This is a genomic window from Plantactinospora sp. DSM 117369, from assembly GCF_053764795.1.
The window spans coordinates 5502895-5528566 of the sequence record NZ_CM132446.1 but is presented as its reverse complement, the minus strand read 5'-3'; the positions used below and the strand labels follow the sequence as shown (position 1 = coordinate 5528566).

The following is a 25672-nucleotide window of genomic DNA, read 5'->3' as shown; positions in this document are numbered from 1 at the left end:
CCGGCCGAGCGCGGAGGCCGGGCGGCGGCGTGAGCTGCGCGCCGACTGCCAGCGCTGCTTCGGGCTGTGCTGCGTGGTGCCGGCCTTCGCCGCCTCGTCGGACTTCGCCATCGACAAGCCCGCCGGCCGGGCCTGCCCCAACCTCCGGCCCGACCACCGCTGCGGCATCCACCGTGACCTGCGGGAGCGCGGCTTCGCCGGGTGTACGGTCTTCGACTGCTTCGGCGCCGGCCAGCAGGTCGCCCAGGTCACCTACCAGGGACGGGACTGGCGGGCCGACCCGGAGATCGCGGCGGGGATGTTCGAGGTGTTCCCGGTGGTGCGGCAGCTCCACGAACTGCTCTGGTATCTGACCGAGGCGCTGGCGCTGCGCCCGGCTGAACCGCTGCACGCCGAACTGGCCGCCGCCCGCGCCGCCACCGAACGGCTCGCCGACGGCGAGCCGTCCTCGCTCGTCGCCCTGGACGTCGCGACCCACCGCCGGACCGTCAACGAGGTGCTGCTGCGGGCCAGCGAGCAGATCCGGTCCCGCACCGGACGGAACGGAGCCGACCGGCGGGGAGCCGAGCTGATCGGCGTCGACCTGCGCCGTGCCGACCTGACCGGCGCCAACCTGCGCGGGGCGTACCTGATCGGCGCCGACCTGCGCGGTGTGGACCTGACCCTGGCCGACCTGACCGGGGCGGACCTGCGCGGCGCCAACCTGCGCGGTGCCGACCTGACCGGCAGCCTCTTCCTCACCCAGGCCCAGGTCGACGCGGCGGCCGGGGATGTCCGGACCGGCCTCCCGCCGGCCCTGCGCCACCCGGACCACTGGCGCCTGACCATCGCCCCCTCCCACCACCACGGCGCACCCACCCGCGCCCGCAACCGCCGCCGCCCCAGATGATCCGAGCGCCGGCATGATTCGGGAGCGCCCGGCCGGTCGGGGCGAGCCGGATGCTCCCGGATCATGAGGTCGACTCAGTGTGCGACGGCGGGGGCGACCTCCGGGGTGGCGGAGAGGCGGGCCGGGCGGACGACCAGGAAGAGCACGGTCAGCGCGGCGACCATGCCACCGGCGATCACCAGGCCCATCCCGACGCTGCCGTTGCCGAGTACGCCGACCAGCGGCGCCAGCAGCGCGCCGATGCCGAACTGCACCGCGCCGAGCAGCGCCGCCGCGGTGCCGGCCGCCTCGCCGTGCCGGCTCAACGCCAGCGCCGGGGCGTTCGGCATGGCCAGGCCCGAGGCGGCGAGCACCACCCAGAGCGACACCAGCACGGCGGGCAGCCCACCGAATCCGGTCGCGGCGAAGGCGAGCAATGCGAACCCGGCCAGCGTGCCGACGCCCAGTGCGGTGACCAGGATCCGCTGCGGGGCGTACCGGCGCAGCAGCCGGACGTTGAGCTGGGAGGCGGAGATCAGCCCCACCGCGCCGGCGCCGAAGACGATCCCGAACTGCTGCTCGTCGAGGCCGTACTCCTCCTGGAAGACGAAGGACGAGCCGGAGACGTACGCGAACAGCGCCGCCATCGCCAGCCCGGCGACCAGGACGAGCCCGACGAACGTCCGGTCCCGCAGCAGCGAGCGGTAGACCCGGGCGGTGCCGCGTACGCCGCCACTGCGCCGCCGGTGCACCGGCAGCGTCTCGGGCAGCTTGAACGCCGCGAGGGTGACCAGGACGATCCCGAAGACGGCGAGCGCGATGAAGACTCCGCGCCAGTCCGTCCAACCCAGCACCGCGCTGCCCAGGGTGGGCGCCAGCACTGGGGCGGCGCCCATCACCAGCATCAGCCGGGAGAAGATCTTGGCGAAGGCGGTACCGCTGAACAGGTCGCGTACCACGGCCATCGCCACCACCGAGGCGGCGGCGGTGCCGAGCCCCTGCAACACCCGCAGCACGCCCAGCGTCCCGATGTTCGGGGCGACGACGCAGAGCACGGAGGCGACCACGTGCAGCACCAGGCCGGCGAGCAGCGGGACCCGCCGGCCGACCGCGTCCGAGAACGGGCCGATCAGCAGTTGGCCGAGGGCGAGCCCGGCAAGGGTGCCGGTGAGGGTCAACTGCACCGCGGCCTCGGCGGTGCGGAAGTCGGCGGTGATCGCCGGCAGCGCCGGCAGGTACATGTCGATCGTCAACGGCCCGATCGCGATCAACGACCCGAGTACGAGGACGAGCCGCAGCCGTTCCCGCCCGGTCATCAGGTCGCCGGGCGTGGCGGGCGGCCCGGACGCCTCGACGTGCGTGGCGGTGGCGGTCATGAGAGCCTTCCCAGCGGGTGGTCGTGGGTCTGGACGCGGACAGCGAAGATCACACCTGCCTCCAACCGCTGGCGCTCCGGCACATTCCCGCTTGATCAAACGGTGCCTCAGCTCACATCCGCCGGCCCGCCGCAGGCCGGATACTGGTACGACGTCCGGGAACCGGCAGAATCACCACGGCTGGCACCCAACCGGTACGACCGGGCCGCAACCTCGCCGGAGCGGCTTCCCGGACCACCCGGGTAGCTTCGGACGGCGACCGAATCGGCGGACGCGACCCCCGGATCGCCGGACGCGGACCCGGATCGCCGGACGCGGACCCGGTGGACCTGGGCTACCCGGTGGATGTGGACTACTCGGCGGACGTGGACGCGGAACGAGGGACATGGCGACGGCGCGGGAGATCGACGAGCTTGCGCAACACTTCGCCGCCGCGCCGGCAACCTTCACCACCTCCCCGCTCTACCGGGCGCTCTGCCCGGTGGTGGCGGGGGACTGGTCGACTCTCGAACTGCTGACCGGCCGGCGGCCGGGGCAGCAGGCGTCGTACCTGTTCTTCGGGGCGGCACACTACCTGCTGCTGGCCGGGGCACGGCATCCGCTGCGCGACTTCTACCCGTCGCTGGTCGGCTCGTCAGCCGCCGAGCCGGCGGGCGCCGGGCCGGTGCTGCGGGACTTCTGCCGCCGGTACCGGACCGAACTCGGCGAACTCGTCCGCACCCGCCTGGTGCAGACCAACGTCGTACGCCGGGCGGTCGCGCTGCGGTACGCGCTCTGGGTGATCGGGCAGCGCTGCGCCGGCCCGGTGCACCTGGTCGAGGTCGGGTCGAGCGCCGGCATCCACCTGTACGTCGACCGCTACCGCTACCTCGTCGGCGACCGGGTGTTCGGACCCGTCGATGCCACCGTCACGCTGGACAGCCGGTGGCTGGGCCGTACGCCGCTGCCGGACCTGGACGACGTACCGCCGATCGCCAGCCGGACCGGGGTGGACCTGAATCCGGTGGACGTCACCGACGCGCACGCGCGGCGCTGGCTGCGGGCGCTGGTCTGGCCGGAGAACCAGGACGCGGCGACGCTGCTCGACGCCGCCCTGGACGCGGTGGCGGCCGAGCCGCCCGCCGTCGTCGGCGGTGACGCGGTGCAGGTCTGCCCGGCACTGGGCCGCGGCCTGCCACCCGGTGAGCCGAGGGTGGTGTTCCACGCGGCGACCCGGATGCACGTTCCGGCCGGTCGGCGGGCAGCCTTCGACGGCGCGATCGACTCGATCGGGGAGGGCGGCCCGCTCTACCACGTCTGGCAGGAGCCGCCGTCCGCGCCGCACGGCGGGCACGTCGCCGATCCGCGCGGCGAGCTGGCGATGCACGGTCCGGACGGCGTGGTCGTACCGCTGCTCCGGGTCGACGGTCACCTGCGCTGGCTGGGCCCGCTGCACCCGCCCGACTGAGCCGGTGGTCCGGCGGAGTGGACGCGGCCAGCGCGGCGACAGCAGACTAGGTGCTCGTGTACGCACCCGACGAGGCACCGACCGCCGGCAGCGGGCAGGAGTTGCCCACCGACGCCCAGATCGAGACGGCGGTGACCGCGCTGCGGATGCTCGCCGAGCCGACCCGGCTCCGCCTGCTGTGGCTGCTCCGCGACGACGAGTACGACGTGGGCAGCCTGGCCCTGGCCGTCGGGGCGGCCCGGCCGGCGGTCTCCCAGCACCTGGCGAAGCTGCTGCTCGCCGGGCTGGTCAGCGTGCGGCGGGACGGCCGGCGGGCGGTCTACCGGGCGCGGGGCGGCCACGTCCGGCGGCTCGTCGCCGAAGTGCTGTACGCCGCCGACCACCACCTCACCGGCGCACCCGACCACGACTGAACCCGTGCCGCCGAGTACCCGCCCGGGCAGTGTTCATCGCCACTCGTCGGCGCTCCATCCGCTCCGGCTGTCGCGGTGCCGCGGTCGCTGATCTAGCCTGTGTCCAGCGGTGGGTGCAGATGATGAGGCGGCAGTTGCAACATATGCAACGGAGGGGAATGTGGTGAGCCCGGTCACGACGACCGACGCCGAGCCGGCGACGGTGCTCGACGCGGTGTGCGTCGGCGAGACGATGGTGATGGTGACCCCGACCCCCGGCGGGCGGCTGGACGCCGAGTCGACCTTCGTGCTCCGGGCCGGCGGCGCCGAGTCCAACGTCGCGATGTTCCTCGCCGCGCTGGGCCACCGGGTCGGCTGGGCCAGCCGGGTCGGTGCCGACCCGCTCGGCGAGCTGGTCGTCGGGCAGGTCCGGGCGACCGGGGTGGACACCTCGCTGGTCGAGGTCGACCCGACCCGGCCGACCGCCGTCTACCTCAAGGACCCCGGCCCGGACGGCACGAAGGTCTACTACTACCGGCGCGGTTCCGCCGCCGCCAGCATGGATCCGGGGTACGCGGCCCGGGTCGACGCGGTGCCGGCGGCCGTACTGCACCTCAGCGGCGTGACCCCGGCGCTCTCGGAGAGCTGCCGCGCGCTGGTCGAGCGGCTGATCAGCACGCGACCGGCGGGACGGCGGCTGGTCTCCTTCGACGTCAACCACCGGCCCGCACTCTGGCCCGACCTCTCCACCGCCGCCACCGAGCTGCTCCGGCTGGCCCAGGCCGCCGACGTGGTCTTCGTCGGGCTGGACGAGGCGGCGCGGCTCTGGGACGTCAAGGAGCCGGAGGACGTCCGTGCCCTGGTCGACCGGCCCGGGACCCTGGTGGTGAAGAACGGTGCGGTGGAGGCGGTCGCGTTCTCCGCCGACGGGGTGACCGTCGAGCCGGCCCGGCCGGTCGAGGTGGTGGAGCCGGTCGGTGCCGGCGACGCGTTCGCCGCCGGTTGGCTCTCCGGCGCGCTGCGCGGCCTCGCCCCCGCCGCCCGGCTGCGGCTCGGGCACCTGGTCGCCGGTGCCGCGCTCGGCTCCGTCTCGGACTTCGCCGAACTGCCGCCGGTGCCGACGATCTGCGCGGTGCTGGACATCACGCCGGACGACTGGCACCGGCCCACCGGACCGGCCTGAGCCGGGGAGTCGAGGATGTCCCAGACCGTCGAGCGCGCACTGCGCATCATCGAACTCTTCGCCGAGCGACCCCGCTCGCTCGGCGAGCTCGCCGACGACCTCGGGGTGCACAAGTCGACCGCGCTGCGGCTGGTGCAGACCCTCGAACGGGGCGGGTTCGCCCGCCCGGTCGACGGCCGCTACACGATCGGGTTCCGGATGGTGGCGATCGCGCAGCACGCGGTGGAACAGCTCGACCTGCACCCGGTCGCCCACCCGCACCTGGTCCGGCTCGGCGACCGGTACGGCCACACCGTGCACCTCGCCCAGCTCGTCGACGACGAAATCGTCTACGTGGCCAAGGTGGATGGTCGCGGGGCGCTGCGGATGCGGTCCCGGGTCGGCCAGCCGGTCGACCCGCACACCTCGGGAGTTGGCAAGGCGATCCTGGCCCACCTCGACGAGCCGGCCCGGGAACGTTTCCTGGCCCGGCTGACGTACCCCCGGCACACCGACACCTCGATCACCGACCCGGCCGAGTTCCGGGCGGAGCTGGCCCGGATCGCCGAGCGCGGCTGGGCCGAGGACGACGGCGAGTTCGAGGACTTCGTGAGCTGTGTCGCCGTACCGGTCCGGGATGCCCGGGGCCGGGTGGCCGGCGCGGTGTCGATCACCGCGTTGCGCGCCCTGGCCCCGCTGGAGCGCCTCCGCGAACACCTGCCGGAGCTGACCGGAACCTGCGCCGCGATCTCCCGGGACCTCGGCTGGACCGGAGAACACCGATCATGAACGGAGCGACCGTGCCCAACCCCTCGACGACCTTCTTCGACAGCCTCTTCGCCAGCCAGCCGGTGATGGCGATCCTCCGTGGCTTCGACCCGGACCGGACCGTCGAACTCTGCCAGCGGGCCTGGGACGCCGGCATCGACGTGGTCGAGGTACCGGTGCAGAGCCCGGACGCGCTGCCCGCGCTGCACGCCGCCATCGCCGCCGGCCGGGAGCGGGACCGGCCGGTCGGCGCCGGCACGGTGCTCACCCCGGAACAGGTCCACACGGTGTACGAGGCCGGCGCGGTCTTCACCGTCGCCCCCGGGTACGACCCGGAGGTGGCCGCCGAGTGCTCCCGGCTCGGCCTCGCCCACCTGCCCGGAGTCGCCACCTCCTCGGAGATCGGCCGGGCGCTGCGCACCGGGCACACCTGGGTCAAGGCGTTTCCGGCCAGCGAACTCGGCACCGGCTGGCTGCGGGCCCAGCGCGGCCCGTTCCCGGCGGTGAAGTTCGTCGCCACCGGTGGGCTGGACGCCGACAACGCCGACGACTTCCTCGCGGCCGGTGCCCGGGTGGTGGCGGTCGGGTCCGCGTTGCAGGACTCCCGCCAACTCGACCTGCTCGGCCGGCTCGTCCGCCGGTAACCCCCGGACGAGGGCGTCGACTGGGGCGGGGAACGTCGACACGCCGTCCGCGGTCGGGCGCCGGGCGGCGGGCCGGCCCGCCGCCGCGTACCCTCGCCGGATGGGCGGCGGCGCGGTGCGGGCGTGGCGGGCGATGCTGGCGGCGGTCACGGCCGGGGCCGTCCTGGCCGGATGCTCGGCGCAGCCGGACACCGGTCCGGCGACACCCGGGACCTCGGCGAGCGCACCCGCTCCGGCGCCGACCAGCCCGGCGGCGGCACCGACCCCGGCCGCGCCGGTCGAGCTGCGGCTGGCGTTTGCCGGTGACGTCCACTTCACCGGGCGTACGCTGCGGCTGCTCGACGAGCCGGCGACGGCGTTCGGCCGGATCGCGTCGACCCTGCGGGACGCCGACCTGACCCTGCTGAACCTGGAGACGGCGGTGACCGGTCGGGGCACCCCGCAGCCGAAGCGTTTCCACTTCCGGGCGCCGAAGAGCGCCTACCCGGCGCTGCGGGCCGCCGGGGTGGACGCCGCCTCGGTCGCCAACAACCACGTACTGGACTACGGGCAGGTAGGGCTCCGGGACACCCTCGACGCGGCGGCGGAGGCGGATTTCCCGGTCTTCGGCGCGGGCCGCGACGCCGACACGGCGTACGCGCCCTGGCTGACCACGGTGCGCGGGGTGCGGATCGCCGTACTCGGCATGTCGCAGGTGCACGAGCTGGCCGGGCAGTGGAAGCCGACCGCGACCCGGCCCGGGGTGGCGATGGCGTTCGACACCGCCCGGGCCACCGCAGCCGTACGGGCCGCCCGGGAGCGGGCCGACCTGGTGATCGTCTTCATGCACTGGGGGATCGAGGGGAACTCCTGCCCGAGCGGCGAGATGAAGAGCTTCGCCGGCCGGATGTCCCGGGCCGGTGCCGACATCGTGCTCGGTACGCACGCGCACACCCTGCTCGGCGACGGCTGGCTCGGCCGGACGTACCTGCACTACGGGCTCGGCAACTTCCTCTGGTACGGCGACTCCAAGAGCACCGACTCCGGAGTACTCCGGCTCACCGTCCGGGGCCGTACGGTGATCCGCAACGAGTTCCTGCCCGCCACGGTCTCCCGGACCGGCCAGCCGGTACTCGTCTCCGGCGCCGCCCGGGAGCGGATCGAGGACCGGATCGCCGCGGCGAGGCGCTGTTCCGGCCTCGCCGCGAAACGATCCTGATCCTGGCCGACGGGGGTGCTCAGGAGACCCGGGTCTCCCGCTCCCGCCACGCGGCCCGCACCGAGGTCTTCCCGTTGGTACGCAGCAGCGACCCCTCGTAGAGCCGGGCGGCGAGCGTGATGCAGAGCGCGGCGGCGCCGAGCAGGAGCAGCAGCGCCAGCACCGGCTCCCAGCCGGCGGCGTTGCCGAAGAAGAGCCGCAGCGGCATCGCGGTCGGCGCGGAGAACGGCACGTAGGAGAGCGCCGTCATCGCCGTCGGGTTGCCGTTGAGGAAGATCACCAGGAAGAACGGCACCATGATCACCAACTGGGCCGGGCCGGACGCCCCGCTGATGTCCTCCTGCCGGCTGACCAGCGCGCCGGTGACCGCCCAGAGCGAGGCCAGCAGCACGAAACCGACCACGAAGAACGGGATGAACCAGGCGATCGCCGGACCGAGCTGCCCCAGCAGGCCGGTGTCGCCGCCGACGGCCTGCATGGAGACGACCGCGACCAGCGCGATCAGCACCACCTGGCCGAGCGCGAGCGCGCCGTTGCCGAGCACCTTGCCGGCGAGCAGGGCCCGGACCGGCACCGCCGCCACCAGGATCTCCACGATGCGGGTCTGCTTCTCCTCGGTGACGCTCTGCGCGATCTGCACGCCGAAGGTGATGGAGAGGAAGAAGAAGACCATCGAGAAGGACATCGGCACCAGGAAGGCCAGCACCGGGTCGACCGCGTCCGGGTCGAGGAGCTGCACCGGGGGAGCGCTGCTCAGCGCCCGGACCACCGAGTCCGGCGTACGGTCCATCGCCAGCACCCGGATGCCGCCGGCCCCGTCCCCCGGCACCACGGCGGCGTCCACGTCGCCGTCCCGGACGAGTTGCTCCGCCTGCGCGACGTCGGTGGCGGCCACCACCTCCATGCCGGCCCGGTCCAGCAGGCCGCCGGCGTCGCCGGTGCCGACCACGGCCACCGTCGAGCTGCCGTTGCCGAAGAGCGCCGGCAGCACCGTGGCGCCGGCCGCGATCACCAGGAAGAGGACGGTACTGATCAGGAACGTCCGGTCCCGGAGCTTGACCGTGATCTCCCGGCCGGCGACCAGCTTTGTGGCGCTCCACAGCGAGGTGCCGGTGGCGGTCGGTCCGGCCTGCTGCCGGTCGCGGGACGGTGCGAGCGTCGTCACTGGGTTACCTCCCGGAAGATCTCGGCGAGCGAGGGGACGATGGGGCCGAAGGCGCGTACCGGGCCCCGGGCGAGGGCCGCCCGCAGCACCGCCTGGTCGTCGGCGGGATCGGCGAGTTCGATCACGACCCGTGCGCCGTCGAGGTCCACGATGGAGATTCCGGGCAGGTCGCGGACCCAGCCGGCGTCGGCGTCGAGGACGAGCTGGTAGCGCGGAGCCGCGTACCTGGTGCGGAGTTCGGTGCGGCTGCCGGCGGCGCGTACCGCCCCGGCGGCGATGATCACCAGGTCGTCGCAGAGCCGCTCCACCACGTCGAGCTGGTGGCTGGAGAAGAGCACCGGTACCCCTCGGGCGGCCCGCTCCCGCAGCACCCCGGCGATCACCTCGACGGCGATCGGGTCGAGCCCGGAGAAGGGCTCGTCCAGGATCAGCACCTCGGGGTCGTGTACCAGCGCCGCCGCGATCTGGGCCCGCTGCTGGTTGCCGAGGGAGAGCTTCTCCAGCGGATCGCCGGCCCGCTCGGCCAGACCGATCCGGTCCAGCAGCTCGTCGACGCTGCGCCGGGCGGCCGGCGCGGTCAGCCCGTAGAGCCGGCCGAGGTAGACGAGCTGTTCCCGGACTTTCATCTTCGGGTACAGGCCGCGTTCCTCGGGCATGTAGCCGAAGCGCTGCCGGACGGCCCGGCTGACCGGCTCACCGTGCCAGGTCACCGTGCCGGAGTCGGCGGCGAGCAGGCCGAGGATGATCCGCATCGAGGTGGTCTTGCCGGCACCGTTGGCCCCGACGAACCCGGTCATCCGGCCCGGGACCACCTCGAACGAGATGTCGTCGAGCACTCTCCGGCCGCCGAACGACCGATCGACGGACGCCACGCGCAGCATCCGGCCTCCTTCGCCAGGTCTCCCGCCGGCGCACCCGCACCGGCGGGGACGAGGTTAGTCCGGCGGGACGCCGCTGACGTCCGTCGCGCGGCGGAACCGCAAGGATGATCCACTTACCGCGTGGTGCGCCGCCGGGATGAGCCGGCACCGCGTCCGGCGGCCGGGCCGGTCAGCCGCCGGCACCGCCCGGGGTCACCACCCCGTGCTCGTACGCGAAGACCACCGCCTGGGTACGGTCGCGCAGCCCGAGCTTCATCAGTACCCGGGAGACGTGCGTCTTCACGGTCGCCTCGCCGAGCAGCAGCCGCTCGGCGATCTCGGCGTTGGAGGCGCCCCCGGCGAGCTGCACCAGCACCTCCCGTTCCCGCTCGGTCAGCTCGGCCAGCCGGCGCCGGTCCAGGTCGGACGGTCCGCCGCCCGCGCCGGGCCGGCCGGCGGTCGGGGAGCCCGGTCCGGCCGGGGTGGCGAAGGTCGCGATCACCCGACGGGTGATCTGCGGGGCGAGCAGCGCGTCGCCCCGGGCGAGGATCCGCACCGCCTCGACCAGATCCTCCGGTGAGCCGTTCTTCAGCAGGAATCCGCTGGCCCCGGCCTGTAGCGCGGCGAACAGGTAGTCGTCCCGGTCGAACGTGGTCAGGATCAGCACCGCCGGCCCGTCCGCCCCGGTGGCCGCCACGATCTGCCGGGTCGCCGCCAACCCGTCCAGGTGCGGCATCTCCACGTCGAGCAGGACGACGTCGGGCCGCTCGGCCAGGGCGAGTTCGACGGCCCGGCGGCCGTCCGCCGCCTCGCCGACCACCTCGAAGTCCTCCTCCGTCTCCAGGATGATCCGCAGGCCGGCCCGGACCAGGTGCTGGTCGTCGGCGAGGAGGACCCGGATCGGGGTGTTCGGCTCCGTCATGACCACTGCTCCGGTCGCTCGTCGTCCCGCCGAGCCGCCGGGGCGGGCCGGCCGAGGCCGGCGCTGCGCCCGGTCACGCCGTCGCCGTCGCGGGGGAGGCGTCGGCGGCACCGGCCGGGGCGATCGGGAACCGGGCCCGTACCCGGAAACCGCCGTCGGCCCGGGCGCCCACCTCCAGGCTGCCGTCGTGCGCGGCGACCCGTTCCCGCATGCCGATCAGGCCGAGCCCACCGCCCCCAGCGGACCGGCCCGGTACGGCGGCCAGCCCCGTACGGCCGTCGTCGGTCACCTCCACCTCGACCTCCCGGCGCAGGTACCGGATCCGTACGTCGACCGCGCTGGCCCGGGCGTGCTTGATGGTGTTCGTCATCGCCTCCTGGACCACCCGGTAGCCGGCCAGCGAGACCGACTCCGGCACCGGCACCGGCGTGCCGTAGATCTTGTACTCGACGGCGAGCCCGGCGTCCCGGGCCCCCTGGAGCAGGCTGTCGACCTGCTCCAGCCCGTAGCCGAGGGCCCCGTCGGCGGCGCCCGCGTCGCGGAGCACCCCGAGCATCCGGCGCAACTCGTCGACGGCGGTACGCGCGCTCTGCTCCACCGCGGCGAGCGCGGTCTTGGCCTTGTTCGGGTCCTTGTCCATGACCCGCCGGCTCGCGCTGGCCTGCACGCCCATCACCGAGACGTGGTGGGCGACGACGTCGTGCAGCTCGCGGGCGATGCGTACCCGTTCCTGGTTGACCGCCCGCTCGGCGTTCTCGGCCCGGGACCGGCGCAGCTCCTCGGCCTGCACCTCCAGCTCGTGCTGCCGCAGCGCGGAGGTCCAGGTGCGGTTGCCGAGCAGGTAGGCGAGCAGGAAGAAGGCGCCGTTGAACAGCACGGTGGTGATCGCGACGGCGACGAGCGGGGAGATCGGGCCGGCCGCGCCCGGGAAGTTCGACTCCGCCGACGCGATGCTCAGCCCCGCCGCGATGACCAGCCAGACGAACATCGCGACGATGACCCCGACCCTGATCCAGGCCGAGAGCCGGCGGTCCCGCCCCCAGGCGCCGAGGCTGTAGACGGCGACGAAGAGCGTCGCGGAGGCGACCCATACCTCCGGAACGTGCCGGACCTGGGCGGTGATGAAGATCGCGGCGAGCACGCTGGTGCTGATCTCCGGATGGCTGCGTCGCCAGATCAGCGGCAGGCCGCCCGCGACCGCCCAGCCGAGCTGCTCGGGCCAGGACGGCGGGCTGCCGAGCGGGAAGCTGCCCATGCTGTTCGACAGCACCACGCTGAGCAGGCCGAGCGCCGCCATCGACAGGCCCAGGTAGAGGTCCCGTTGGCGCTGCTGCCGGGTCGGCCCGGGGCGGGCCCACGGGCGCGCCGGGTCGCTGTCCGGCCCGCCGGTCGGTGCCGGGTCGTCCTGTCGCGCGCTGCCAGCCTCCACCCGACATGAATAACGTATCGGCCGCGTCCCGCGCATCTTCGACCTGCCGGCATGGCGGATATCACGGAGGGTAGTGGGTTGCTGTCCGTCGCGGGCCACTGTCCCGGGCGATCTCCGCCGCCCCGGTCCCGCTGGACCCCGGAATAGTTGACTCGGCAAGTATGTTGTGCGGGGCGATCCGGGGACTGGCGCCCGGGACCGAGTGAGGAGCTGGCGATGCAGTTCGGGATCTTCAGCGTGGGTGACGTGACCACCGATCCGACGAACGGACGGGAGCCGTCCGAGGCGGAGCGGATCAAGGCCATGGTCGCCATCGCGTTGAAGGCGGAGGAGGTCGGTCTCGACGTCTTCGCCACCGGTGAGCACCACAACCCGCCGTTCGTGCCCTCCTCACCCACCACCATGCTCGGGTTCGTCGCGGCTCGGACCAGCCGGCTGCTGCTCTCCACCGCGACCACCCTGATCACCACCAACGACCCGGTGAAGATCGCCGAGGACTACGCCATGCTCCAGCACCTGGCCGACGGCCGGGTCGACCTGATGATGGGTCGGGGCAACACCGGGCCGGTGTACCCGTGGTTCGGGCAGGACATCCGCAACGGCATCCCACTGGCGATCAACAACTACGACCTGCTGCGCCGGCTGTGGCGGGAGGACGTCGTCGACTGGGAGGGCAAGTTCCGCACCCCGTTGCAGTCGTTCACCTCGACGCCCCGGCCGCTGGACGGGATCCCGCCGTTCGTCTGGCACGGCTCGATCCGCAGCCCGGAGATCGCCGAGCAGGCCGCGTACTACGGCGACGGGTTCTTCGCCAACCACATCTTCTGGCCCAAGGAGCACACCCAGCGGATGGTGGGCCTCTACCGGCAGCGGTTCGCGCACTACGGCCACGGCGACGCCGACCGGGCCATCGTCGGCCTCGGCGGCCAGGTGTTCATGCGGCGCAACTCGCAGGACGCGGTACGCGAGTTCCGGCCGTACTTCGACAACGCGCCGGTCTACGGGCACGGCCCGTCGCTGGAGGACTTCACCCGGGAGACCCCGTTGACCGTCGGCAGCCCGCAGCAGGTGATCGACCGCACCCTCACCTTCCGGGACTACGTCGGCGACTACCAGCGGCAGCTCTTCCTGGTCGACCACGCCGGACTGCCGCTGAAGACCGTACTGGAGCAGTTGGACATCCTCGGCGAGGAGGTCGTACCGGTGCTGCGGCGGGAGTTCGCCGCGCTCCGCCCCGCGCACGTACCCGAGGCACCGACGCACGCGTCGATGAAGGCCGAGCGGGACGCGGCGGCCGAGGCGGGGGCGGTCCGATGACGGCCCGGACCCTCGTGGTCGTCTCGGCCGGGCTGCGGGTGCCGTCCTCCACCCGGCTGCTCGCCGACCAGCTCGCCTCGGCCACCGGCGCCGAACTCGACCGCCGGGGTGTGCCGGTCCGGACCGAGGTGGTCGAGCTGCGCGACCTCGGCCACGACGTGGTGAACCACCTGCTCGCCGGCTTTCCGCCGGAGGCGCTCAACCGGGCACTGGAGACCGTCGCCGCCGCCGACGGTCTGATCGTGGTGACCCCGATCTTCAACGCCTCCTACAGCGGGCTGTTCAAGGCGTTCTTCGACGTGCTCGGCGACGACGCCCTGGTCGACCGGCCGGTGCTGATCGGCGCGACCGGCGGCACCGCCCGGCACTCGTTGGCGCTCGAACACGCGCTGCGGCCGATGTTCAGCTATCTGCGCGCGGTGGTGGTGCCGACCTCGGTCTTCGCCGCGCCGGAGGACTGGGCCGGCGGCAGCGCCCAGGGCACGCTGCGCGGCCGGATCGACCGGGCCGCCCGGGAACTCGCCGAGCAGGTCGCCCGCCGCGAACCGGCCGAGGCCGTCGACCCGTTCCGGCTCACCACGACCTTCGACCAACTGCTGACCGGCGACTGAGCCCCGCCGGCCCGGCTGACGGGGGTGCCCGGGGCCCGGCCGGTGCGGGTACGTCCGGTTGAATGTCCTGATGATCCCACCGGTGCCCCGGGCCATCACGCAGGCCACCGTCCGTGCCGTCGAGGCGGTCCGGGCGCAGGACCCGGACGCGCTCGACGAGGCGGCCGGCGACCTCGCCCTGCTCCCCGGCGAACAGGTCGGGCTGGTGCTCGGCGCGGTGCTGCGACTGCTGCTGGAGCAGGCGCACCCGGACGGGCTGGCCGGGGAGGACGTGCAGGCCGTGCTCGTGCGGTGTGCCCGGAGCAACGCCGGCTGGCTGCCGGGGCTGGACGTCGGGGTGCTGGCGCTGCTGCTGACCGGCGCGCTCGGCGTACACCAGATGGCGGACGAGGCACCGCCGCCCGATCCGGCGGCGGTGGCCCGGCACGCCCCGCTGCTCGTCGCCGACCTGCTCGCCGTCACCGGCGGAGCGGCCGGCGACTACCTGGCCGCCGCACTGTCCGAGATCGCCGTCGCGGAGACGATGGAACTGCCGTGACCCGGTGCCGATGCGCTGCCTCGGTACCGGTCAGGCCGGGCCACCGCCCGGCCTGACCGGGTGGTTCAGTGTCCGACGGTGTCGGAGTCGGCGGCGGCCTGTTCACCGCGGTCGAGCGCGGAGAGCGCGGCGACGTCCTCCGGGGCGAGCGTGAAGTCGAAGACGTCGATGTTGCTCTTCATCCGGTCCGGCGAGGCGGTCTTCGGGATCGGGACCAGCCCCAGGTCGAGGTGCCACCGCAGCACGACCTGCGCGGGCGTCCGGCCGTACCGGTCGGCCAGCCCGGTCACCACCGGGTTGGCGAGGAGTTCGCCGCCATGCCCGATCGGCCCCCAGGACTGGGTGGCGATGCCGTGCTCCCGGTGGTACGCCCGGGCGGCGTCCCGGGTCAGCGTCGGGTCCAACTGGATCTGGTTGACGTCCGGCGTCACGTCCGTCGCGGCGCGGATCCGGTCGATGTGTGCCGGCTTGAAGTTGGACAGCCCGACGGCCCGTACCCGGCCGTCCCGGAGCAGGTCGGACAGGCCCAGGAAGGCGTCGACGTACCGGTCCTGCCAGGGCATCGGCCAGTGGATCAGATAGAGGTCGAGGTAGTCGACGCCGAGCTTGCCGATGCTGTCCTGGAACGCCTCCCGCACCCTGTCCCGACCGTGCCACTCGCCGTTCAGCTTGCTGGTGACGAAGAGTTCTTCCCGGGGCACCCCGGAGGCGCGCAGGCCACGGCCGACGCCCACCTCGTTGCCGTACTTGTAGGCGGTGTCGATCAGCCGGTAACCGACCCCGATCGCCTCGGCGACGGCCCGCTCGGCCTCGGCGTCGGACAGCGGCCAGGTCCCGAAACCGAGCTGCGGTATCCGGGCACCGTTCGCCAGCGGAAGGGTCGGCACGGTCGGCTCTGCGTTCATCTGGTTGATCTCCTGCGGTCCAGTCCGGCCCAGGGGTGCGGGCCGGTGCGGTGCGGCGTTCCTCCAGATCAACCTACTCGCGCCGGCGTACCGGCCGTCGGGGTGGCGGTGCCGGGGAGCCGAGGTCAGGCGGGCCCGTCGACCAGGTCGAGCAGGGTACGGGTCAGGGTGTTGCGGGCCAGCGGCACCTTGAAGGCGTTTCCCGGCAGCGGCCGGGCCTGCGCGAGTTCCGCCTCGGCGGCCGCCCGGAACCGGTCCTCCCGGGCCGGGCCGCCGCGCAGCAGCTCCTCGGCCCGGCTGGCCCGCCACGGCTTGTGCGCCACCCCGCCGAGCGCGATGCGGACGTCCCGGACCGTCCCGTCCGCCACGTCGACCGCCGCCGCCACCGAGACCAGCGCGAACGCGTACGACGCCCGGTCGCGTACCTTGCGGTAGCGGGACCGGGTGCCGAAGGAGAGTGCTGGCACCTCGATCGCAGTGATCAGTTCACCGTGTGCCAGTACGGTGTCCCGGTGCGGTTCGCCGTCCGGCAGCCGGTGCAGCTCGGCCATGGGAATGCGCCGCGCGCCGGCCGGACCCTCGGTGTGCACGGTGGCGTCCAGCGCGGCGAGTGCGACCGCGAAGTCCGACGGATGGGTGGCGACGCACTCCGGCGAGGTGCCGAGGATCGCGAGTTCGCGGTGATATCCGTCGATCGCCGAGCAGCCGGTGCCGGGATCCCGCTTGTTGCACGGGGTGGTGACGTTCTGGAAGTACACGCACCGGGTGCGTTGCAGTAAATTTCCGCCGGCGGTCGCCAGGTTGCGCAGTTGGCCGGAGGCGCCGGAGAGCAGTGACTGGGAGAGCACCGGATAGCGCCCCCGGACCAGCGGATGCGCCGCCAGCTCGCTGTTCGGGGTGGCGGCGCCGATCCGGATGCCGCCGTCGGGCAGCTCCTCGACCTCGTCGGAGGTGAGCCGGCGTACGTCCACCAGCAGGTCCGGCGTGGCCACGTCGAGCTTCATCAGGTCGACCAGGTTGGTCCCGCCGCCGAGGAAGGCGCCGTTCGGCGAGCCGGCGAGCAGCGCCACCGCACCGGTCACGTCGTCGGCGCGGGCGTACCGGAAGGGCCTCATCGACGGGCCAGTTCCTGGATCGCCGGCACGATGTTCGCGTACGCGGCGCAGCGGCAGAGGTTGCCGCTCATCCGTTCCCGGATCTCGTCGGCGTCCAGCCTCGCCCGGCCCCCGTCGCCGGCGGATGCACCGTCCACGGTCACCGCGCTCGGCCAGCCCGCCTCGGCTTCCCGGATCATCGCCACGGCCGAGACGATCTGCCCCGGCGTGCAGTAGCCGCACTGGAAGGCGTCGTACTGGATGAAGCAGCGCTGCATTGGGTGCAGTTCGCCGTCGGGTGCCAGGCCGGCGGCGGTGACGATCTCAGCCCCGTCGTGTGCCACCGCGAGGGCGAGGCAACTGTTCACCCGCCGCCCGTCCAGCAGGATCGTGCAGGCGCCGCACTGCCCGTGGTCGCAGCCCTTCTTCGGGCTGGTGTTGCCCAGCCGCTCCCGCAGGGTGTCGAGCAGGGTGGTCCGGGTGTCGACGGTCAGCCGGTGATCGGCCCCGTCCACCCGGAGGTTGACCTCGGCATCCATCCTTCCGGCCTCCTCGTGGGATCGAGTCGCGGATGAACACCCCCAAACTAACGACACCAATGCGGCAAAGGGGCGAAATGCGCAAAGCCACTCGCAACGCTCCGTACGCCTTCGGCGCGGCGGTGCCGACCGTTCGCCCCGGCACCCCGGCCACGGTGCCGACCGAGCGTGTGGCGGGCGCCGGGCGGGGGTAGGCGACAATCGACGCCATGCGGTTCGGCATCCTGGGCGCGACCGAGGTGTACGCGGGCGACGGCCGGCGACTCGTCGTCGGTGGCCCGCGCCTGCGCGCCCTGCTGGTGCTGCTGCTCCTCGACGCCGGCCGGGTGGTCTCGGCGGACCGGCTGATCCAGGGCCTGTACGGCGACAGCCCGCCGGCCCGGGCCGCGAACGCGTTGCAGTCCCAGGTCTCCCGGTTGCGCCAGGTGCTCTCCGGCGTCGGCGGGCCGGAGCCAGGCGTCGACGGCGGGTCGGAGCCACTGGTGGAGTTCCATCCGGCGGGGTACCGGATCGCGGTGGACCCGGAGGACGTCGACCTGCACCGGTTCACCCGGCTGGTGGCCGAGGGTCAGCGCGCCCTGGCCGGTGGTGACCTGCGGCACGCCGTCGAGCTGCTGCGCGCGGCGTCGCGGCTGTGGCGCGGGGAGCCGCTGGCCGACGTCCGGGAGGCGCCGTTCGCCTGGGCCCAGGCGGTCCGCCTCGACGAGCTGCGGCTGGCCGCCGTCGAGGACCGCGTGGCGGCGGAACTCGACCTTGCCGGGCCCGGACCCTCCGTGGCCGAGCTGCGCGAGCTGGTGGCGGCGTACCCGCTGCGGGAGCGGCTGCGCGGCCAGCTCATCCGAGCCCTGCACGCCGGTGGCCGGCGGGCCGAGGCGCTGGCCTCCTTCGAGGAGGCCCGCCGGCTGCTCGCGGAGGAACTCGGCACCGACCCGTCGCCGGAGCTGGCCGCGCTGCACGTGGCCGTGCTGCGGGACGATCCCGCCCTGCTCCCGGCCGGGCGCCGCCCCGGCCCGGCCCGGCCGGTGCCCGCCGGTCCGACCCCTGCCGATACGATCGCCGCTCCGGCGCCCGCCGGGACGGTCTCCGCTCCGGCGCCCGCCGGGACGGTCGCCGGTCCGGTGCCTGCCGGCGCGGCGGCCCCCGTCGGCGGGCCGCCCGGTCCGGTTGCCGAGCCGTCCCGTCCGGCCGTCGGGCTGCCCGGGCAGCTCAGCAGCTTCGTCGGGCGGGAGGAGGAGCTGGGCCGGGTCGGCAAGCTGCTCGGTGAGGCGCGGTTGGTCACCCTGCACGGTCCCGGTGGCGCCGGCAAGACCCGGTTGGCGATCGAGGCGGCCGGTCAGCAGCCCGGCGAGGTCTATCTGGTCGAACTCGCGGCGGTGACCGCGGGCGCGGACGTCGCCTCGGCGGTACTGGCCGCGCTGCACCTGCGGGACGCCGCGCTGCGCGGCCAGGGTGGTCCCCGGGACGCCGCCGACCGGCTGGTCACGGCGCTCGCCGAGCGGAGCCTGCTGCTTGTGCTGGACAACTGCGAGCATCTGGTCGCCGACGCCGCCCGGCTCGCTGCCCGGTTGCTCGGCGCCTGCCCGAAGGTGCGGGTCCTGGCGACCAGCCGGGAGCCGCTCGGGCTCACCGGCGAGGCACTGTGCCCGGTCTCCGGGCTGACCCTGCCACCGGCCGAGACGACCGCCGAGGCGGCCCCGGCGTACGCGGCGGTCCGGCTCTTCGTCGAACGGGCCGCTGACGTGTCGCCGGGATTCGCCGTCGGTCCCGACAACCTCCCCGCGGTACTGCGGATCTGCCGTACCCTCGACGGCCTGCCGCTCGCCATCGAGCTGGCCGCGGCCCGGCTGCGGGCCCTGCCGGTCTCCGAGGTCGCGGCCCGGCTCGACGACCGGTTCCGGCTGCTGACCCGGGGCAGCCGGATCGCCCAGCCCCGGCACCAGACGTTGCGCGCGGTGGTGCGGTGGAGCTGGGACCTGCTGGACGAGGCCGAACAACGGCTGGCGCGCCGGTTGACGGTCTTCGCCGGCGGCGCTGACCTGGACGCCGTCGAGCGGGTCTGCGAGCCGCTCGACGCGGACGTGCTCGACCTGCTTTCCAGCCTGGTCGACAAGTCCCTGGTGGAGGCGGGGGGCGGGCGTTTCCGGATGCTGGAGACGGTGCGCGCGTTCGGTGCCGAACGGTTGGCCGAGGCTGGCGAGGCGGACGAGCTGCGCCGGGCACACGCGGCGTACTTCCTCGAACTGGCCCGTGCCGGCGACCTGCGGCTGCGGGGCGCGGACCAACTGGACTGGCTGCGCCGGTTGGACGGCGACCGCGACGACCTGCACGCCGCGTTGCGCCGGGCGATGGCCGGCGGGGACGTCGCGACCGCGCTGAAGCTGGTCTCCGCGCTGTCGTTCTACTGGTGGCTGCGCGGCCTGCGGGGTGAGGGGGCGGCGCTGGCTGCCCAACTCGTCGAGCAGCTCGACGGCACCCCGCCACCCGACCTCGCCGAGGAGTACGCGCTCTGCCTGCTGCACGCCTCGCTCGGCGGGTACGGCTCGGGCCCGCAGGGCGTCGAGCCGGCCGCCACCATCCTGTGGAACCTGGGCCGGCCGCCCCGGCAGCCGTTTCTGCTCTATCTGTCCGGGGTGGCCAACGGTCCACCACCGGAGCTGGTGGAGACCATGCTCGCCACCCCGGAAGGCTGGGCCGGACTGCTCGGAACCGACCCGTGGAGCCGGGCGCTGGGGGCGCTCGGCCTGGGAACGGTCTGGATGCTCGGGGGCCGGTACGAGGCGGCGCACGCCAAGCTCGGCGAGGCGTTGGCCGACTTCCGGAGCCTCGGAGAGCGCTGGGGGACCATCCTGGTGCTGACGACCCTGACCGAGCTGGCCTACCGGCGCCGCGACCACGCCCACACGGAACTGGTCGACGAGGCGCTGCGGCTGGCCGACGAACTCGGCTCGACGCTCGACATGACCGAGCTGTTGCGTACCCGGGGGGACGGCCGGCTCAGCGTCGACGACCTGGAAGGGGCGGATGGCGACTACCAGCAGGTGGTGGAGCTGGCCCCGCCGGCCGGGGCGCCGGAGCTGCTCGCCGCCGCTCACCTGGGGCTCGGCGAGATCGCCCGGCGGCGCGGCGACCTGGACCGGGCACGCCGGCTGTGCGAGCAGGCGCTGGCGGAGTGCCCGACCGGCTGGTTCGGCGCGGAGGGGATCCGGCTCGCCGCGCTGGTCGCCCTGGGGCAGATCCTGGCGGCGATCGGTGACACGGTCGGGGCCCAGGCGAAGTTCCGTCAGGTGCTGCGCGCCACCGTGGGGGTCTGGGAACTGAGTACCCTCACGATCGCGGTCGACGGCCTGGTCGGACCGGTGCTTCGCCGCGGCGACGCCGAGCGGGCCGGCCTGCTGCTCGGCGCCATCGCGGTGTTGCAGGTCGGTGTCGGCAGCGCCGGGGCGATCGACGCCGCGCCGGTCGCCGCCGCCACCCGCGCCCGGCTCGGCGACCCGGCGTACCAGCGCGTGCTGGCCCGGGGCGCGGCCCTGACCCGGGAAGAGGCGCTCGCGACGCTCGACAGAGCCTGACCGGAGGCGATGGCGCCGGCGGCGGACGAGGCGGCGGTGGTGGTGCGTGGCCGGTCAGCGGGGCCGTCAGCGATCGGTGCGTGACCGGTCAGCGCGGCCGGCGACCGTCGGGGCATGACAACACAGACATCAGCGGTCGTGGCCGAGGGACTGCACAAGCGGTACGGCGCGACCCGGGCCCTCGACGGGTTCGACCTCAGTGTGCCGGCCGGCACGGTGTGCGGGCTGCTCGGACCGAACGGCGCCGGCAAAACCACGGCGGTCCGGATCCTCTCCACGCTGCTGCGCTTCGACGCCGGCCGGGCCTGGGTGGCCGGGTACGACGTGGTTCGCCAGCCCGACCTGGTCCGTGGGGTGATCGGGTTGACCGGGCAGTACGCGGCGGTCGACGAGGTGCTCAGCGGCCGGCAGAACCTGATCCTTTTCGGTCGGCTGCACCACCTGCCGGCGCGGGCGGCCCGGCGCCGCGCGGACGAGCTGCTGGAGCAGTTCGGGCTGACCGGCTCGGCGGGCAAGTCGGCGGCGGAGTACTCCGGCGGGATGCGCCGCCGGCTGGACCTGGCGGCCAGCCTGATCATGGCGCCCCGGGTGCTCTTCCTCGACGAGCCGACCACCGGGCTCGACCCGCGCAGCCGCAACCACCTCTGGTCCGCGGTGCGGAGTCTGGTCGCCGACGGCACCACGGTGCTGCTCACCACCCAGTACCTCGACGAGGCGGACCAGCTCGCCGACCGGATCCTGGTGGTCGACTCCGGGCGGGTGGTCGCGGAGGGCACCTCGGCCGAACTGAAGGCGCGGATCGGGGCGGACCGGATCGAGGTGGTGGTCCGGCACGCGGCGGAGCTCGGCACCGCCGCCGGGATCGTCGAACGTTCCTCCGCCGGGCCGGTGACGCTCGACGCGGAGATCCGCCAGCTCAGCGCCCCGGTCGTGGACCGGGTGGCGGCGCTCGGCGACGTGATGCGGGCGCTGCGGGACGCCGGGGTCGCGGTCGAGGACATCGGGTTGCGCCGGCCCACCCTCGACGAGGCCTTCCTGCACCTGACCGGGCACCAGCCTGCGGCGGCGCGGCCGACCTCGGCGGAGGTGCCGGCGTGACCGGGCGGGGCGCGGGCCGGCCGGGCGGGTACGACGACGAGCGGAACGAGGTGACGGCATGACCAGTACCTTGCAGGCGCAGCACCGGACGCCGGAGGTGTCCCCGGCCGGGCGGACCGCCGGGCGGGCGGCCGGGCCGCTGACCCGGTTCCGCTGGGCGGTGGCCGACGGCTGGGTGATGACGGGCCGGAACATGGCGCACGTGATCCGGTCGCCCGAGGAGATCGTGATCTACTTCAGCCTGCCGATCATATTCGTGCTGGTCTTCGGTTACGTCTTCGGCAGTGGCATGGCGGTGCCCGGCGCGGGCAGTTACCGGGAGTACCTCCTGCCGGGGGTCTTCGTGATGACCATGCTGTACGGCCTCGGCGCCACCGCCAGCGGCATCGCCATGGACGTCAGCCGGGGTGTGGTGGACCGGTTCCGGTCCATGCCGATGGCCCGGACCGCGCTGGTCACCGGGCGGACCGGTGCCGACCTGCTCCGTGCGCTGCTGGAGATGACCATCCTGGTGGTCTGCGGCCTGCTGGTGGGCTGGCAGTGGCGCAACGGCGTGCTCGACGCCCTCGCCGCGGTGGGGCTGATCCTGCTGCTGCGGCTCGCGCTCACCTGGGTCGGCATCTTCCTCGGCCTGATGGTGCCGAATCCGGACACGGTCGGGGTGATCGTCTTTCCGCTGGCCTTTCCGCTGACCGCGCTCTCCAACGTCTTCGTCGCACCGGACCTGATGCCGGACTGGCTGGGTGCGGTCTCGTCGTGGAACCCGCTGTCGGCGACGGTGGCGGCCAGCCGGGAGCTGTTCGGCAATCCCGGGACCGGTGGGGACTCCTGGGCGGCGCAGCACCCGACAATCCTGGCGGTCGGCTTTCCGCTGCTCCTGATCGCCATCTTCGCGCCGCTGGCCGTCCGGCGCTACCAGCGGCTGAGCCGCTGACAGCGGACCGCGTACCGCCGCGCGCCGGGGGATAGCGCTCGGAGGGCGCACGGGGGGATCCGGCCCGTATCCGCACGTCTGGCGGGTACGGGCCGGACCGCGTGCGGGCGGCGGCGCCGGTCACCGCCGCTGGGAAGCCGGTGCGGGCGGGAGATGGTGTCGCGAGCGGCTCAGGAGGCGCCGAGGTGGGCGTCGAGCAGGGCCGAGGCGGTGAGCGTGGCCAGCCCGTCCAGTCCGGCGCCCTGGGTCACGGCCCGGCTGGCCGACCCGTCGTAGACGATGGTGAGCTGCCTGGCCAGCGTCTCCGGGTCGCGGGCACCGGCGAGCCGGGCCTGGCCGGCGAAGAAGTCGGTCAGCCGCTGCTTGTAGTCCCGGGCGATCACGCTGGCCGGATGGTGCGGGTCCCGGAGTTCGACAGCGGTGTTCAGGAACGGGCAGCCCCGGAACTCCGGTGACCCGGACAGCTCGTCCAGGTGGGCGAAGACGGCGAGGATCCGGTCGCGGGGGCCGAGTCCGGACGTCTCGTCCGGCAGGTGTGCCGCGACCACCGCCGGGCCGCACGCGGCAAGGCTCTCCGCCACCAGGGCGTCCTTGGTCTCGAAGAGCTGGTACATGGTCCGCTTGGAGACCCCAGCGACCTGGCAGAGCCGCTCGACCCCGGTGGTCGCGATGCCCTCCCGGTGGAACAGCTCGGCCGCCGCCCGCAGTAGCCGGTCTCGGGGCGTCGCCTGGTCGGTGGTCGAGGTCATGTTCGCAGCCTACCCCGGGACTTGCGAGTGGAAACCGATCGGTTTACGGTGGTGGAAACCGATCGGTTTCCTACTCCTCGGAGGTCCCACCATGCAGGTCAAAGATGCCGTCGTACTCGTCACCGGCGGCAACCGGGGGCTCGGCCGGGCCATCGCCGCCGAGGCTCTGGCCCGGGGCGCTCGCAAGGTCTACGCCACCGCCCGCGATCCCCGTACGGTCACCAACCCGGACGTCGTGCCGCTGGCCCTGGAGGTGACTGATCCCGAGTCCGTCGCCGAGGCCGCCCGGCAGGCACCCGACGTCACCGTCCTGGTGAACAACGCGGCCGGCCTGGTCGCCGCCAACTTCCTGGACTCTCCGGTGCAGGACGTCCGCCGCGAGTTCGAGACGAACTTCTTCGGGCCGCTCGCCGTGACCCGGGCCTTCGTGCCGGGCCTGGTCGCCGCCGGTGGCGGTCACATCCTCAATATCCACTCGGTGCTCTCCTGGGTGGCGATGTCCGGCTCGTACGCCGCCTCCAAGGCGGCGCTCTGGTCGATGAGCAACTCGCTGCGGCTGGAACTGCTCGGCAGCGGGGTCGGGGTGACCGGGGTGCATGTCGGGTACGTCGACACGGACATGGTCGCGCACGTCGACGCGCCGAAGGTCGCACCGGACGACGTGGCCCGGCAGGCGCTCGACGGCGTCGAGGCCGGCGCCTTCGAGGTGCTCGCCGACGACGTCACCCGGCGGGTGAAGGCCGGACTCTCGGCCGACCTGGCCGCGCTCTATCCGCAACTCGCCGGCGCCTGATCCGGCCCCGGGTCGTCCGGGGAGGAGTTGGCCGAGGTCGACGGGGGGTACTCGACCGGATTTATCGGCGACTTGACGCGAAATGGATCCGCCCTTTATCGTCGTGGCGACGAAAACAGGGGAGGTGGCGCGTCATGGCCGACGTGACCAGGCGGCTGTTCCTGCGACACCTGCGCGGGGCGCCGACCACGTGGGTCCGGCACTCCGTGCGGGGCAGGGTCCGGCACGAGGGAGTCGGGCAGTCCTTCTGGTACCGGCCGCTGGTCGGCGTACTGAGCGAGGTGCCGGTCGACGACCGCGAGCTGCCGCTGCTGTTCCACGCCCGGACCAGCGACTTTGCCGACGTCACCGTGCAGGCGACGGTGACGTACCGGATCGCCGACCCGGCGTTGGCGGCGAGCCGGCTGGACTTCTCGGTCGACCCGCACAAGGGCGTCGCCCGGGCCCGCCCACTCGACCAGGTCGCCACGCTGCTGGCCGAGCTGGCCCAGCAGCCGGCGCTCGACCTGCTGGCCCGGGTGCCGCTGGCCGAGGCGCTCACCGACATCGCCGCGGTCCGCGAGGCGGTCTCGGCCGCACTGCGCGACGAGGCCCGGCTGACCGACGTCGGTGTCGCGGTGGTCAGCGCCCGGGTGGTGGCGGTGCGGCCCGAACCGGAGATGGAGCGGGCACTCCAGACGCCGACCCGGGAGACGGTGCAGGTCGAGGCCGACCGGGCCACCTACGCCCGGCGGGCGCAGGCGGTCGAGCAGGAGCGGGCGATCGCCGAGAACGAGTTGCAGAACAAGATCGAGCTGGCCCGCCGGGAGCAGCAACTGGTGGAGCAGCACGGCGCCAACTCCCGGCGCAAGGTCGAGCTGGAGGCCGCCGCCGAGCTGGCGGTCGCCCAGGGCAAGGCCGAGCGGGAGAAGGTGGCGAACGCGGCGGCCGCCGAGCGGGCCCGGGTGCTGGCCGCCGCCGAGGCGGAGAAGGAGCGCATCCTCGCCGGAGCCAAGGCCGACGGGGTACGCGTGGTCGGGCTCGCCGAGGCCGACGCGGAGGCGGCCCGGCTGGCGGCGTACCGGGACCTGCCGCCGGAGGTGCTGCACGCGCTCGCACTCCGCGAGGTCGCCGGGCACCTGCCCGAGATCGGCCAGCTCACCGTCACCCCCGACGTGCTGACCGGCCTGCTGGGCCGGCTGTCCCGGTGACCGGCACCGCTCCGGTCACGAGGAGGCCGGGCAGCCGCCCGTCGGCGCTGGACGGCCGCCGGTCGAGGATGCGCAGCCATGCGTCGGCGCCGGGGAGTCGCCGG

General features: G+C 73.9%; 24 protein-coding genes. 15 read left to right on the top strand and 9 right to left on the bottom strand.

The window, feature by feature from the left end; all coding sequences use genetic code 11:
* Nucleotides 1-34 precede the first annotated feature (34 nt).
* Nucleotides 35-889 (top strand): pentapeptide repeat-containing protein, encoded by an 855-nt coding sequence (locus tag ACSMXO_RS24065; RefSeq protein ID WP_455419298.1) that lies wholly within the window; start codon nt 35-37, stop codon nt 887-889.
* Between the two features lie 74 nt (nt 890-963).
* Here ACSMXO_RS24065 and ACSMXO_RS24060 read toward each other — a convergent pair whose 3' ends face one another.
* Complete coding sequence (locus ACSMXO_RS24060) at nt 964-2244, bottom strand: multidrug effflux MFS transporter (RefSeq protein WP_455413862.1); 1281 nt, start codon at nt 2242-2244, stop codon at nt 964-966.
* A 385-nt stretch (nt 2245-2629) separates the two neighbouring features.
* Between ACSMXO_RS24060 and ACSMXO_RS24055 the strand changes: the two genes are divergently transcribed.
* From ACSMXO_RS24055 to ACSMXO_RS24030, 6 genes are all read left to right on the top strand, one after another.
* Nucleotides 2630-3691 (top strand): DUF2332 domain-containing protein, encoded by a 1062-nt coding sequence (locus ACSMXO_RS24055; RefSeq protein ID WP_455413861.1) that lies wholly within the window; start codon nt 2630-2632, stop codon nt 3689-3691.
* 50 nt (nt 3692-3741) lie between these two features.
* Nucleotides 3742-4104, top strand: coding sequence for an ArsR/SmtB family transcription factor (locus tag ACSMXO_RS24050; protein ID WP_346256358.1), 363 nt, complete (start codon nt 3742-3744; stop codon nt 4102-4104).
* A 163-nt stretch (nt 4105-4267) separates the two neighbouring features.
* The gene (locus ACSMXO_RS24045; protein ID WP_455413860.1) at nt 4268-5266 is read left to right on the top strand and encodes a sugar kinase; all 999 of its coding nucleotides are present in this window, start codon (nt 4268-4270) and stop codon (nt 5264-5266) included.
* 15 nt (nt 5267-5281) lie between these two features.
* The gene (locus tag ACSMXO_RS24040; protein WP_346256360.1) at nt 5282-6034 is read left to right on the top strand and encodes an IclR family transcriptional regulator; all 753 of its coding nucleotides are present in this window, start codon (nt 5282-5284) and stop codon (nt 6032-6034) included.
* A complete protein-coding gene (locus ACSMXO_RS24035; RefSeq protein WP_455413859.1) occupies nt 6031-6657 on the top strand; it encodes a bifunctional 4-hydroxy-2-oxoglutarate aldolase/2-dehydro-3-deoxy-phosphogluconate aldolase in 627 nt (208 codons plus the stop codon). The genes ACSMXO_RS24040 and ACSMXO_RS24035 overlap by 4 nt, the downstream gene beginning before the upstream one ends.
* Nucleotides 6658-6757: 100 nt before the next feature.
* On the top strand, nt 6758-7855 hold the full coding sequence (locus ACSMXO_RS24030; RefSeq protein WP_455413858.1) for a CapA family protein: 1098 nt from the start codon (nt 6758-6760) through the stop codon (nt 7853-7855).
* A gap of 19 nt (nt 7856-7874) precedes the next feature.
* Here the strand turns inward: ACSMXO_RS24030 and ACSMXO_RS24025 are convergent, their stop codons facing one another.
* The 4 genes from ACSMXO_RS24025 to ACSMXO_RS24010 form a co-directional block, all read right to left on the bottom strand.
* Nucleotides 7875-8957 (bottom strand): ABC transporter permease, encoded by a 1083-nt coding sequence (locus tag ACSMXO_RS24025; protein ID WP_455419297.1) that lies wholly within the window; start codon nt 8955-8957, stop codon nt 7875-7877.
* 59 nt (nt 8958-9016) lie between these two features.
* Nucleotides 9017-9901: an ABC transporter ATP-binding protein gene (locus ACSMXO_RS24020; protein WP_455413857.1), complete on the bottom strand. Its 885-nt coding sequence runs from the start codon at nt 9899-9901 to the stop codon at nt 9017-9019.
* Between the two features lie 169 nt (nt 9902-10070).
* Entirely contained in the window at nt 10071-10802 is a 732-nt protein-coding gene (locus tag ACSMXO_RS24015) for a response regulator (protein ID WP_455413856.1), read from the bottom strand.
* 73 nt (nt 10803-10875) lie between these two features.
* Entirely contained in the window at nt 10876-12231 is a 1356-nt protein-coding gene (locus ACSMXO_RS24010) for a sensor histidine kinase (RefSeq protein ID WP_455413855.1), read from the bottom strand.
* A gap of 216 nt (nt 12232-12447) precedes the next feature.
* On the opposite strand from ACSMXO_RS24010, the gene ACSMXO_RS24005 reads away from it, so the two are divergent.
* The 3 genes from ACSMXO_RS24005 (at nt 12448) to ACSMXO_RS23995 (ending at nt 14697) form a co-directional block, all read left to right on the top strand.
* Nucleotides 12448-13548: an LLM class flavin-dependent oxidoreductase gene (locus tag ACSMXO_RS24005; protein ID WP_346256365.1), complete on the top strand. Its 1101-nt coding sequence runs from the start codon at nt 12448-12450 to the stop codon at nt 13546-13548.
* Nucleotides 13545-14159, top strand: coding sequence for an FMN reductase (locus ACSMXO_RS24000; RefSeq protein ID WP_455413854.1), 615 nt, complete (start codon nt 13545-13547; stop codon nt 14157-14159). Before ACSMXO_RS24005 ends, ACSMXO_RS24000 begins: the two co-directional genes overlap by 4 nt.
* 70 nt (nt 14160-14229) lie before the next feature.
* Nucleotides 14230-14697, top strand: coding sequence for a hypothetical protein (locus tag ACSMXO_RS23995; RefSeq protein ID WP_346256367.1), 468 nt, complete (start codon nt 14230-14232; stop codon nt 14695-14697).
* Between the two features lie 65 nt (nt 14698-14762).
* Here ACSMXO_RS23995 and ACSMXO_RS23990 read toward each other — a convergent pair whose 3' ends face one another.
* From ACSMXO_RS23990 to ACSMXO_RS23980, 3 genes are all read right to left on the bottom strand, one after another.
* Nucleotides 14763-15602 (bottom strand): aldo/keto reductase, encoded by an 840-nt coding sequence (locus ACSMXO_RS23990; RefSeq protein ID WP_346256368.1) that lies wholly within the window; start codon nt 15600-15602, stop codon nt 14763-14765.
* A 125-nt stretch (nt 15603-15727) separates the two neighbouring features.
* On the bottom strand, nt 15728-16717 hold the full coding sequence (locus ACSMXO_RS23985) for an FAD binding domain-containing protein (RefSeq protein ID WP_455413853.1): 990 nt from the start codon (nt 16715-16717) through the stop codon (nt 15728-15730).
* Entirely contained in the window at nt 16714-17235 is a 522-nt protein-coding gene (locus ACSMXO_RS23980; protein WP_346256370.1) for a 2Fe-2S iron-sulfur cluster-binding protein, read from the bottom strand. Before ACSMXO_RS23980 ends, ACSMXO_RS23985 begins: the two co-directional genes overlap by 4 nt.
* Before the next feature lie 209 nt (nt 17236-17444).
* Here ACSMXO_RS23980 and ACSMXO_RS23975 point away from each other — a divergent pair, with 209 nt between their 5' ends.
* The 3 genes from ACSMXO_RS23975 (at nt 17445) to ACSMXO_RS23965 (ending at nt 22836) form a co-directional block, all read left to right on the top strand.
* Nucleotides 17445-20804 (top strand): AfsR/SARP family transcriptional regulator, encoded by a 3360-nt coding sequence (locus ACSMXO_RS23975; RefSeq protein ID WP_455413852.1) that lies wholly within the window; start codon nt 17445-17447, stop codon nt 20802-20804.
* Nucleotides 20805-20918: 114 nt separating this feature from the next.
* Complete coding sequence (locus ACSMXO_RS23970; RefSeq protein WP_455413851.1) at nt 20919-21902, top strand: ATP-binding cassette domain-containing protein; 984 nt, start codon at nt 20919-20921, stop codon at nt 21900-21902.
* 178 nt (nt 21903-22080) lie between these two features.
* Nucleotides 22081-22836, top strand: coding sequence for an ABC transporter permease (locus ACSMXO_RS23965; RefSeq protein WP_455419296.1), 756 nt, complete (start codon nt 22081-22083; stop codon nt 22834-22836).
* Nucleotides 22837-23006: 170 nt separating this feature from the next.
* On the opposite strand, the gene ACSMXO_RS23960 is transcribed toward ACSMXO_RS23965, so the two are convergent.
* On the bottom strand, nt 23007-23585 hold the full coding sequence (locus tag ACSMXO_RS23960; RefSeq protein ID WP_346256374.1) for a TetR/AcrR family transcriptional regulator: 579 nt from the start codon (nt 23583-23585) through the stop codon (nt 23007-23009).
* Between the two features lie 91 nt (nt 23586-23676).
* Between ACSMXO_RS23960 and ACSMXO_RS23955 the strand changes: the two genes are divergently transcribed.
* Together ACSMXO_RS23955 and ACSMXO_RS23950 are read left to right on the top strand one after the other, a co-directional pair.
* Entirely contained in the window at nt 23677-24378 is a 702-nt protein-coding gene (locus ACSMXO_RS23955; RefSeq protein ID WP_455413850.1) for an SDR family oxidoreductase, read from the top strand.
* Nucleotides 24379-24512: 134 nt separating this feature from the next.
* Nucleotides 24513-25568 (top strand): SPFH domain-containing protein, encoded by a 1056-nt coding sequence (locus ACSMXO_RS23950; RefSeq protein ID WP_346256376.1) that lies wholly within the window; start codon nt 24513-24515, stop codon nt 25566-25568.
* Nucleotides 25569-25672 lie beyond the last annotated feature (104 nt).